At 57.0% G+C, this 11,090-nt stretch carries 6 protein-coding genes and 2 pseudogenes; 4 read left to right on the top strand and 4 right to left on the bottom strand.

The window, feature by feature from the left end; genetic code table 11:
* Both B3D50_RS00210 and B3D50_RS00200 read right to left on the bottom strand, forming a co-directional pair.
* Positions 1 to 471 (bottom strand): annotated as a pseudogene (locus tag B3D50_RS00210) (IS5/IS1182 family transposase); the annotation flags it as partial.
* 404 nt (positions 472 to 875) lie between these two features.
* Positions 876 to 3,875 carry a glycosyltransferase gene (locus B3D50_RS00200; protein ID WP_286948690.1) on the bottom strand — a complete coding sequence of 1,000 codons (3,000 nt, stop codon included), beginning with the start codon at positions 3,873 to 3,875 and terminating at the stop codon, positions 876 to 878.
* 283 nt (positions 3,876 to 4,158) lie between these two features.
* On the opposite strand from B3D50_RS00200, the gene B3D50_RS00195 reads away from it, so the two are divergent.
* Positions 4,159 to 5,256: an NAD-dependent epimerase/dehydratase family protein gene (locus B3D50_RS00195; RefSeq protein WP_286948688.1), complete on the top strand. Its 1,098-nt coding sequence runs from the start codon at positions 4,159 to 4,161 to the stop codon at positions 5,254 to 5,256.
* Between the two features lie 53 nt (positions 5,257 to 5,309).
* Here B3D50_RS00195 and B3D50_RS00190 read toward each other — a convergent pair.
* Both B3D50_RS00190 and B3D50_RS00185 read right to left on the bottom strand, forming a co-directional pair.
* Positions 5,310 to 5,709: pseudogene (locus tag B3D50_RS00190) on the bottom strand (transposase).
* Between the two features lie 196 nt (positions 5,710 to 5,905).
* Positions 5,906 to 8,224, bottom strand: a complete 2,319-nt coding sequence (locus B3D50_RS00185; RefSeq protein ID WP_286948686.1) for a hypothetical protein — start codon at positions 8,222 to 8,224, stop codon at positions 5,906 to 5,908.
* A 324-nt stretch (positions 8,225 to 8,548) separates the two neighbouring features.
* Between B3D50_RS00185 and argB the strand changes: the two genes are divergently transcribed.
* Genes argB through dapD form a run of 3 tightly spaced genes read left to right on the top strand, consistent with a single transcriptional unit; the run spans position 8,549 to position 11,051 of the window.
* The gene (argB, locus tag B3D50_RS00180) at positions 8,549 to 9,478 is read left to right on the top strand and encodes an acetylglutamate kinase (protein WP_286948684.1); all 930 of its coding nucleotides are present in this window, start codon (positions 8,549 to 8,551) and stop codon (positions 9,476 to 9,478) included.
* Complete coding sequence (locus B3D50_RS00175) at positions 9,475 to 10,185, top strand: pyrimidine 5'-nucleotidase (protein WP_286948682.1); 711 nt, start codon at positions 9,475 to 9,477, stop codon at positions 10,183 to 10,185. Before argB ends, B3D50_RS00175 begins: the two co-directional genes overlap by 4 nt.
* The gene (dapD, locus tag B3D50_RS00170; RefSeq protein ID WP_286948680.1) at positions 10,182 to 11,051 is read left to right on the top strand and encodes a 2,3,4,5-tetrahydropyridine-2,6-dicarboxylate N-succinyltransferase; all 870 of its coding nucleotides are present in this window, start codon (positions 10,182 to 10,184) and stop codon (positions 11,049 to 11,051) included. Before B3D50_RS00175 ends, dapD begins: the two co-directional genes overlap by 4 nt.
* The last annotated feature ends 39 nt before the right edge of the window (positions 11,052 to 11,090 follow it).

The raw sequence follows: 11,090 nt of genomic DNA, 5'->3' as shown, positions 1-11,090 counted from the left end.
GGGGGGGGGGGGGGGGGCGCGATGTCCTTCTGCGGGCCCGGGCCCAGCAGTATGCGGACCGGCAGGCCCAAGGCGTCTACGCAGACGTGGATATTGGTTCCGAAGCCGCGAGAACGGCCAAGCGCCTGACCGTCGGGTCGCCTCTTTTACGAAGCGCACCGGCGGCCTGGGGGTAGGCCCGGATCACGGCGGCGTGCAGCATGATCCACTCCCGGTCCGGTTCGGCGGCCACCGGCTCGAACAGCCGTTCCAGCACCTCCGTCTCGATCCAGCGGTAATACCGTCGCTTGGCCGTCTGAAAGGGATCCAACCGTTCCGGCACGTACCCCGTCAGGTGCCCGACCGCCCCATCTACAACAGCGCGTCCACAAGTCGCCCATTGCTGCGCGGACCCGCTTGCCCTTGCGGCTACCGTGCACGAACGGCTCGATCCGTGCCCACGGAGTCGCCCGGAAGAGCCTTGCCTTCCATCAACGCCTCCCAAAAAAGAATGCGTCGCATAAGAACAAGGTCTGGCGCGGAATCCTAAATCATCACAACGCTCTAGGGTCCGGCCCTTGAAAGACAGACGGAATGAAACGAGCGAGATCCACGGATTGAAGGTTGGCGTATAGACCCGACTGAAACCACACCCCGCCAAAGGTGGCCGTCTGGGCGCTGGACTACAACATGCGCCGGCCGCACTCGTCGATCGGTACTTACCCCCGGAAGCCTTCGCCAGTTTGGCCGCAACAGGTCGTCCCGCTGCGCAGTATGAAAGCTGCGTGGCCCAACCTTTTGCTCGTCACACGCTGTGTCGCACAACTAACATAAGAACCCTGGTCGCCGCTGGATGAAACCTCCGGGCACGTCACCTATGAGCATTAATCTGGCATTCAGTTTACGACCAACGGAGCGGGCGCACTGAATGCTGCTGCGATAAATTGCTCCTTATACAACTCGACCATATGCGAGTAAGGCGTCAACCCTTCAAGTACCTTCAGACTCGCAGCGCCCATCTCACGTCGCAAGTCCTCGTTCTCTACTAGCCTAGCCATATGTGTAGTAAGGTCTTTTACTTTGCCCGGCCTATAGAAAAGTGCGTTAACGCTTTCTTTGACCTGCTCCACAATGCCGTAAGTTGGTGTCGTCACGATCGGCAGCCCGTGACCCATAGCCTCCAGGATGACGCGGGGATAAGACTCCATCCTTGATGCAAATACAAACATGTCGGCCGAGGCCCAGTATGGGCCAGTGGCGCGAGTTTCAGGTACGATTTGGATTGCATCCGGTTTGAGGTGGTGCTTGGAAGCCACCAGTGCGTTAACGTATTCAAGATATTCCGAAGGTCTCGCACCAACAATTACCAGTTTGGCCTTGGCAGCCAGATGCGACGGCAGTTTTGCGAAACCCTCAATCAACTCGTGCTGACACTTGCGCGCGCTCACTGTACCCATGCAGATCATCACGACGTCATCCACAGCTACGCCAAGTTTATCACGACTTTCCTTTCGAAAGTCCGGATCACTCCGCTTCTTGAAGCGGGCAGGATCAACGCCGTTCGTGATGACGTGGAAGTTGCCTTCTGTATCGACAGGTGCCCATCTCTTCCTCGTGCTGTTCGCAACGAAGATGGTTCGGTACGGAAGGCCGAATGCCTGAAGAGCGCGTCGCCCTACATCAGGTCCGTACCTGTCGTAGTACGTTTTCCACGATTCACTTTCCCGAATGTTCCATATGCTAGGAACACCAGCGAGCGCAGCAGCCTCTATAATCCAGAATAAGTCTGCAGTGTTGGCGTATACCACGTCAAATTGTTGCATCCGCAGCCGCGCAGACAGGCGCTCGAGGAAACCGTGATAGTCTTTTAGGTTTCGGTTGATGGAGTAACCCGGTTCCAAGATATCCACTGGAATGCCCTTGCTTCTGTACAGCCCCCCCAAGGGCCCGTCAGTCGGGCTTGCTACGGAAACATCAAATCGGCCATCTTCATTCAAGCCTGCAATTATCTCAAACGCGCTGTTGGGTGCCCCTTCTGTGCGGAGATTGTGCGTGATTGCCAAGACCTTCAAGCCGCCCCGAACCTTAACCGGCGGAACGACAATCCCCTTAAACTCGTGACGGTTTGTGTCTGTGCTGAGGTTAGGATTGAAATAGGGATCAGCCTGCCGACCCCATTTGGCCTCGTAATCGATAATCTCCTTGTAAGCGTCAGTTTTTCCTCGGCTCGTCCCTTCATGATGAAGCAACTCAGCTTCGCCGCAATACACAACTCGCTTCCCAATATCCCTCAACCGCATGCAATAGTCGATGTCGTTGTATGCGACACCAAAAGCCTCTTCATCGAAGCCACCGAGTTCGAGAAAATCAGAGCGTCTCGTCAACATACATGCTGCGGTTACAGCAGAGCAGTTGCGCGTGACCCGCGGAAGTAAAAGATAACCTAAGTCTCGCTCAGGAAGCCCGCGAAAAGCCGTACGCCCAACCCGCCAAGGCAAGGACGGGACAATCCCACCGTGCTGCAAGCGACGGTTCTCGTACAATAGCCGAGCGCCTACCGCGCCGACCCCCTCCAATTGCGCCCATCCCATCATCTGGCTAAGCCAGTCAGCCTCGAGAATCTCGGTATCATCATTAAGAAAGAGGACAAATTCGGTCGAAACACTACGCACTGCGGTATTATTGATGTGAGAAAAATTGAACTTTTCACCTCGGTTCTGGACGCGCTCCACCCGAAATTTACAATTTTTAAGATAAGTTACCGTTTCCGGGTCGTCACTAAAATTGTCGACGATCAGTACGCGGTAATTTTTGTATTCCGTCTTTGAAATTGACTTAAGTAAGCGATCTAAAACTCTCCAGTTGTTTCGCGTTGGAATAATTAGCGAAACCTCAGGACCTTGATCTGGCATCTTCGGTACGAAGACGCCGAGCCCCCTTTCAAATGCCCACGCAGGCTGTCTTACGGAGCAGTTCACGCCCCTTCGAGCAAAGGCCTCTTCACACGCCCGTCGACCAGCCTCAAACGTATAGGGTTTTGCATGTCCGGAGGCAGCCGTAGAGCCTGGGAGTACTCGGCGGCGATAAAGCACATGCGGCAGATGAACGATCTTGTCTGTCTTCTCTACTGCGCGAAGCACGAGGTCATGATCTTGAGACCCATCAACTACCGAACGGCATCCACCGACTGAGCGATATAACTCGGTTTTAAAGACCTTGATGTGTGAGACATAGCAATAGGAGAGTAGAAGCTCTGGCGACCAGCCCGGCTTGAACTTTGGTCCAAAAAGTTCTTCCTGATCGTCCTTGAACTTCGCATCATCGCTGTAAAGGAAATCCACGTCCGGCTCACGAGCGATGCGCTCCGCAATAATCGCCAAGGCATCTGTGTCCAGGACGTCGTCATTGTCCAATAATACTATGTAATCGCCAGTAGCTGCCGCAACGCCATCATTAGTTGCCGCAGAGATGTGGCCATTCTCAACTCTCTCGACAACGGTAACATTCCGATTCAAGCGAGCGTAATTTTTTAGGAAGGGAACGACGGTTGCGTCAGGGCTTTTGTCATCGACAAGAATAAGCTCGAAATTCCGGTACGTCTGATGCATTACGCTCTCGATGCATTCGCGCATGACATCGAGAGGAGGATTATAAACTGGAACAACAATCGAGAACTTGGTTTTTTCGCCTATCTCGATCAGAGCCTGCCTGATTTGTGAAGTTCTGTATCGGCTTTGTTTATTCAAGCGTTTCCAGGAATCAAACGGATTTTTCGGTTGAGCAGGGGTGTAATACGCACACACGTCCGGCTCCGTGTCCCTGAACATCTTCACAGGCGGGAGAGTCGAACGATCATGACTATTGCCATGTTTGATAAAGTGTAGCAGCGGGTTCATTCCCGCTGCCGCTACATCAGGGCGAGCCGCTAGATAATCATTAGTACGGAAATGACGGCTAGGATCTCTGCCTAGGCGCCAGCCAAGCCACAAATAATGCTCTATGGCCCCAATACCGAGCCTTGCGACGTCTGGATGCCGCTCCAAGTACCACAACTCATCGAAGAGCCCGGAAGCCTTGATTGCCTCAAGGTCCTTAGCGTCTGTTACCCTGTTCACGAACCCTCGCGAGTTAGAAGCTGTTCCACCTTTGTCGGAGCCCCGTACCAGATAAGATGCAGCCGTGCTACACCAGCTCCCGCGCTGCGCGCCTGTCGACCATAGCGCCCATGCTGGACACACCACCCTCCACTCATCAGGTTTGATGCTCATGCGGTATTTTATCACCGGCACTGCCGGGTTCATCGGTTTTCACCTAGCGAAAAGCCTCTTGAAAGATGGTCACACGGTCGCCGGGTTTGACGGCATGACGCGCTACTATAATCTTCGTCTAAAGGAGAAGCGCTTGCATATCCTACAAGGGATGGAGGGGTTTCATTTCACCAATGCCATGCTAGAAGATCAAGAAGCTCTTCAGAATGCGATCGAATTCGCAAGGCCCGACGTCATCATTCATTTGGCAGCTCAAGCTGGTGTTCGATATAGCCTAGAAAATCCGAAGGCATACGTTGTGTCAAACTTGATCGGATCGTGGCACGTCCTGGAATCTGCAAAGAGAATCAACATCCCTCACCTAATGCTCGCTTCGACATCTTCAATTTATGGCGCTAATACGAGCATACCATTTAAAGAAACTGATCGGGCCGACGAGCCCCTGACCCTGTATGCAGCTTCCAAAAAAAGCATGGAGGCGATGGCGCATTCGTACTCACACCTCTACGGGATTCCAACAACCGCTTTTCGATTTTTCACTGTTTATGGCCCCTGGGGACGCCCCGACATGGCGCCTCTTAAGTTCACGAAAGCAATATCGGCGGGCACGCCAATCGAGATCTATGGACACGGGAAAATGAGCCGTGACTTTACATATATTGGCGATCTCATTGAGTCCATTCGATCTCTTTCCGGTGTTGTACCGTGTGAAACGAACAGAGTTGCCGATATCGATACACTATCTCATCAAGCGCCGTTTCGCGTCGTAAACATCGGTGGAGGCCAACCGGTCGGACTGCTTGATTTCATCGAGACAGTTGAGCGATGCGTGGGGAAACCTTCGCAACGCAAGTTGTTACCTATGCAGCAGGGAGACGTCCCTCGTACGTTCTGCAGCCCAGATTTGCTCGAGGCTTTGACAGGATCAAAGCCTCAAACAGACATATATACTGGGATGGAGGAACTAGTAAAATGGTTCAACACTTATAAGAATGAACTGGATCTCTAGCTTTTTATCTGCTGGCAGACGTTTTTCGTATATAACGTTACTAGGCTCAGGACTCATAGCCAGAAGAGCACGGTTGCGGCGAGGGCTATGGCGGACAGGAAGGCGGTGGGGCATCGATCGTAGCGAGTGGCGACACGCCGCCAGTCCTTGATCCTGCCAAACATGATTTCGATGCGCTTACGCCGTGTGTAGCGGCGCCTGCCTCGCTCCATCGCTTCCAGCGACTGTAGAGTGTCTTGTGCGACCCATAGGCTGCCGGGGCGTCTTGCCAGCGCAGGCCTTCCGATTGACGAAGATGATCCAGCTCAGCGTCCGGCGGCCATCAACACGGGGCTTGACCATCCTTCAAGAAAACAGTCCCGCAGACTGTTTTCTTGTCCTCGGATACTCTTGGGGAAATAGGAGCTCCAGCCGAGCCATCTGTTCGTCCGTGAGCCAATACAGGTCGCTCATATCCAGACTCCTCAGGATCTTGAATTAGATTCAGCGCCTAACATCAATGGGGCCTAAGCCTAAGCGATCGCGGGTTCGCAGGAAAAGCCCACCTGGTCTACCCTAATGCTTTACACTCCCTGATTGCGCTTGCGATACTACTCGGGACCAAAGAATGACAACTGAACTTGGAGATACCACCCAGGCGCAACAACAGCTACGGTCGTGCAGAGTCCACGCTATCTCGCTTAAACAAATTAATAAACTGAAGTCTAAGCTTCCTTGAAGACCTAGCCATTAGCTTTTTAATCCCAACATTCCTTAATTGTTCATTCCTTCTAATTAAAGAAGCGATTTGCTCCCGAGACTGACGCAAATTTTCCCATTCTTTTTGACGGTCCACCTGAATATCAAGTAACATTTGGCTGAGAACGGCCAATTCCTTAAATCTATCTTCGACATTATTTTCTAAATTGGATATTTGCTTGTCACGAGACCGCAATTTTTCCGTTAGACTTTCGACCTCTCCTGCTTGCTTTTCCTCAAGCTTCTTTAGTTCGTCCTGTAAAGCTGCCTGCGCCAGCATCAAACTGCGATTCCCGTCAAACCACTCCTCGGCCTCCAGTGTTCGCTGCCTTAGCGTACCCTCAAGGTCAGCAATCCTCGCTGCCTGCTCCGCCTCCATAGCCGCGCTCGCCTTACGATGTCGCTCGAACTCGGTCGTCAGGCCGACTTTTTCTTCGTGGATCAGCCCCACGCGTCGTACGATCTCAGAGATTTTCTCCGCCTGCTCCGCCTCAATATCTGCAGACGCCTTCCGATGCCGCTCCAGCTCGTTCGTAAGGCCGACATTTGCTTCTTGGGACAGCCAAGCGCGCTGCTCGAGTTCTGCGATTTTGGTTGCCCACTCTTTCTCTCTCTCCGCACCCTTCCGACGTTCGCTTTCTAATTCGGCGGTAAGGCGGATAGCCTCTCCCTGAGAGGTCTCGACCCTCTGTTCAAGCTCGGCAATTTGCGTCACTTTTTCGGCGCCCGCCTTGCGGTTGCGTTCCAATTCCGTTGCAAGTTCGACTTTCTCATTCTGGAGCAGTTGCGCCCGCTGGTCGAGTTCCGCGATTTTCGTTGCCCACTCTTTCTCTCTCTCCGCACCCTTCCGACGTTCGCTTTCTAATTCGGCGGTAAGGCGGGTAGCCTCTCCCCGATAGGTCTCACCCCTCTGTTCAAGCTCGGCAATTTGCGTCACTTTTTCGGCGCCCGCCTTGCGGTTGCGTTCCAATTCCGTTGCAAGTTCGACTTTCTCATTCTGGAGCAGTTGCGCCCGCTGCTCGAGTTCAGCGATTTTGGTTGCCCACTCTTTATCTCTCTCCGCACCCGCCCGGCGTTCGCTTTCTAATTCGGCGGTAAGGCGGGTAGCCTCTCCCCGATAGGTCTCACCCCTCTGTTCAAGCGCGGCAATTTGCGTCACTTTTTCGGCGCCCGCCTTGCGGTTGCGTTCCAATTCCGTTGCAAGTTCGACTTTCTCATTCTGGAGCAGCTGCGCCCGCTGCTCGACAAGCGTCAGCTCGCTCGACAAATGCTTCCCAGCGTCAAGCGCCTGCAAAAAGGTCGTCACCACATCAAGAGCGCCATCCATCCGCCCCCTTAGTACGTCCAAAGCGCCATGGTCTGACGAATCGCCGGCCCCGCCCGTCCAGCTCTCGAGGATCTGGAAAGTCTCGCGCACAGCATCTGCGACCTGCGCTGACTTTTGCACATCTTCCAGAGTTCGCTGCTCATGGCGAAGGCTGCCGGTCAGGAAGCTGTCGATCTCACTACGCATCTTGCCCGTGTTGCGATGAAAGGTCAGACCAAGCGTGTGCTCGATTTGCGCGATCTGCCCGCGCCAGTCCTCAAGCAGACCCTTGTAACTTGTGAAAACACGGACCTTGCCGCGCGTCGCCGCCTCGGCATCGAGCACATGGCGAAGCCAGATCAGCAGTCCGAGTTCAATAGGAATTCCGTCTCGTTTTTGCAGAGATTGAGCGGTTTCGAGCGGATTCCGGTGGGTGTGGATAAACAAGGTCTCATAACCTGCGCGGCTGAAGGCTTCTGTCCAGAAGCCAACAAAGCGGCAAATGCGCGGATCTTTTAGAAGAGGAAGTTTCGCAGCAGAAAATTCGTCCTGCAGCACCTCAACAGCTTCCGACACGAGACTTTCGAAAACCTGGACGGTGATCGACCCCGGATCTAAAGGCGAAAGGTCATTCCAATCAGATCCGAGCACATTCAGAATTCTGTCGTTAAAGGTCATCACGCGCCGGGATTCAAAATACCCTCTGGCATTCCCTTCTCCTGCAGGCATCAATGTCTTAGGGAGATCCCCCCCCAGGTAGCTGAGCACGCCCGATAGCGCCGATGTTCCGGATCGATGTGGCCCCAAAACCATCAGACAGACAGGCTTATGAACCAATTTTTTTCGAGAACTATTCATTTTGTGATGTCCCGATAATTGACTGAGCTTTGTTTCATTGTTGATAAAGTGCCAATACTCGGTCATTCCTATTTCGTCCTAGATAGAACGCTCGGTGAATTCTGAACCAGCACGTCGGCCATACATCTTGGGGGGCCTGCTATTGATCGCCCGCACAATGATACGACCTCCCGCAGGCAAGCGATCAGCACTGGTCAGCGAAATCAGAGCCCTTCTTCACCGATATCCCGCGAGGCCGTTCTGCCCCCCTTTTTAGCCGGAGACAACAGTTCGCTGTCGTGTAAACAACACGGTTGCTGTCGAGCCATAGGCCACTCAGAACGCCCCGTGACAGGACCTTACGCCTTCTGACGTGACTCCCGCGCCCTTGCCCGCTATCGAGCGCGCACCATGATAGAGACTGATCGGCAATCCGAGGAACGCGGCTGGGAGACGGCGAAGACGCTCGCTGAGGCCCTGCCCTATATCCAGGTGTATGACCGCGAGACCGTGGTCATCAAATACGGCGGCCACGCCATGGGCGAGAGCGCCGTGGCCAGGCAGTTCGCCGCCGATGTGGTGCTGCTGAAACTGATGGGGGTGAACCCCGTGGTCGTGCACGGCGGCGGGCCGCAGATCAGCGCCATGCTGGACAAGGCGGGGGTGAAGTCGGCCTTCGTCGACGGCCTGCGCGTGACGGACAAGGATACGATGGCGGTGGCCGAGATGGTCCTGTCCGGCGCCGTGAATAAAGAGATCGCTCACTGGATCACCGTCGCCGGCAAGGAAGCCGACGTGCGCGGCGTCGGCCTGTCGGGCAAGGACGCGGGCCTGCTGACGGTCGAGAAGACGCGCCGCACCAAGCGCGACCCCGACAGCATGATCGAGCACGAAGTCGATCTGGGCTTCGTCGGCGAGCCGACCAAAGTGGACCCCAAGCTGATCAAGGGGTTGATCGCCTCGGAGACCGAGGACTGGGTGCCGGTCATCGCCCCTATCGGCGTGGCCGAGGACGGCCAGACCTATAACGTCAACGCCGACACCGTCGCCGGGGCCGTCGCAGGCGCCCTGCACGCCAAGCGGATGCTGCTGCTGACCGACGTGCCGGGGGTGAAGGGCGCTGACGGCGAGATCATCCGCCAGATGACGCTGGACGAGGCGCAAGGCCTGATCGACACGGGCGTCGCCACCGGCGGCATGATCCCCAAGCTGGAGACGGCGATGGCCGCCGTGCGCGCGGGCGTCGAGGCCGTGGTCATTCTGGACGGGCGTCGTCCGCACGCCATGCTGGTCGAACTGTTCACCGAGCACGGCGCCGGCACCCTGGTCAGGCGGAAGTGACGGGTTCGGCGTCGAGCACGGCGCCTGAAACCGCGCCTACCGAGATCGGCGCGGACCTGCGCCATGTGCGGTCCTGGGTCTTCGACCTGGACAACACCCTTTACCCGCCGGAGACGCAGTTCCTGCGTCAGGTGGAGCAGCGCATCAACCAGTACGTCGTGCGGACGTCCGGCCTGGAATCGGCCGAGGCCCTGTCAGTGCAGCGCGGCTATCTGCACGACTACGGCACCTCCCTGGCCGGGCTGATGATGCATGATATCGACCCGCATCACTTCCTGGCCGAGGTGCATGACGTGCCTCTGGACGTGCTGGCGCCCGATCCCGGCCTGCATGCGGCGCTGGAGCGGCTGCAGGGGCCGCGCCTGATCTTCACCAACGGCTCGGCCGGCCACGCCCAGCGGGTGATGGAGAAGCTGGAGCTGACGCCCTTCTTCGACGGGGTGTTCGCGTTAGAGGACGCCGACCTGATCCCGAAGCCGGACCCGCGCACCTTTCACAAGATGCTGGCGCGCTTCGGCGTCGATCCGGCGACCGCCTGCTTCTTTGAGGACACGCCCAAGAATCTGGAGCCGGCGCGTAACCTGGGCATGACCACCGTGCTGGTCGGAACCAAGGCCTTCACCGCCGAGGGCGACCACATCCAACACCGGGCCGCCTCCCTCGGCCCCTTCCTGACCACCGCCATGCTGGACGGAGATCCGCAATGACCGACCTGACCCACCTGGAATCCGTCATCGAGGCCGCCTGGGAAGCCCGCGCCGAGGTTTCGGCCGCCACGCGCGGCGAAGTGCGCGACGCCGTCGACACCGCCCTGGCCCTGCTGGATTCCGGCCAGGCGCGCGTGGCCTCGCGCGGCGCCGACGGCGTGTGGAGCACGCACCAGTGGTTGAAGAAGGCGGTGCTGCTGTCCTTCCGTCTGAACGACAACGTCATCATGCGCGCGGGCCACGCCCCGACCCTGCCGCTGTCGGCGGATCATCCGGTCGCCGTCGGCCCCTTCTGGGACAAGGTGCCCAACAAGTTCGGCGATTGGAGCGCCGCCGACTATCAGGCTGCGGGCTTCCGCTCGGTGCCGGGCGCCATCGTCCGCCGCGGCGCCTATGTCGGCAAGAACGTGGTGCTGATGCCGTCTTTCGTGAACATCGGCGCCTATGTCGATGAAGGCTCGATGGTCGACGCCTGGGCCACGGTCGGCTCGTGCGCCCAGATCGGCAAGAACGTCCACCTGTCGGGCGGCGCAGGCATCGGCGGCGTGCTGGAGCCGCTGCAGGCCAACCCGACCATCATCGAGGACGGCTGCTTCATCGGCGCCCGCGCCGAGGTGGCCGAGGGCGTCATCGTGCGCGAGGGCGCCGTCCTGGCCATGGGCGTCTATCTGTCGGCCTCGACCAAGATCGTCGACCGGGCCACGGGCGAGATCTTCCGCGGCGAGGTGCCGGCCTATTCCGTCGTGGTGCCGGGCGCCCTGCCTGACCCGAACGGCGGCCCGAGCCTCTATTGCGCCGTCATCGTCAAGCGCGTCGACGCCCAGACCCGCGCCAAGACCGGCGTGAACGAACTGCTGCGCGACTGATCGTCCGTCACCGGATCGGACGGACTCGTCAATCTCTCT

The organism is Brevundimonas sp. UBA7507, assembly GCF_002478355.1.
In the GTDB taxonomy this organism is placed as follows: Bacteria; Pseudomonadota; Alphaproteobacteria; order Caulobacterales; family Caulobacteraceae; genus Brevundimonas; species Brevundimonas diminuta_D.
Note: the sequence above shows the minus strand (reverse complement) of the source record. Positions and strands in the feature narration are given on the sequence as shown.

Bases quoted from the DNA above. Each gene is read 5' to 3' on its own strand.
- B3D50_RS00200 (WP_286948690.1), bottom strand. From the start codon at position 3,875: ATGAACCCGCTGCTACACTTTATCAAACATGGCAATAGTCATGATCGT.
- B3D50_RS00185 (WP_286948686.1), bottom strand. From the start codon at position 8,224: ATGACCGAGTATTGGCACTTTATCAACAATGAAACAAAGCTCAGTCAA.
- argB (WP_286948684.1), top strand. From the start codon at position 8,549: ATGATAGAGACTGATCGGCAATCCGAGGAACGCGGCTGGGAGACGGCG.
- dapD (WP_286948680.1), top strand. From the start codon at position 10,182: ATGACCGACCTGACCCACCTGGAATCCGTCATCGAGGCCGCCTGGGAA.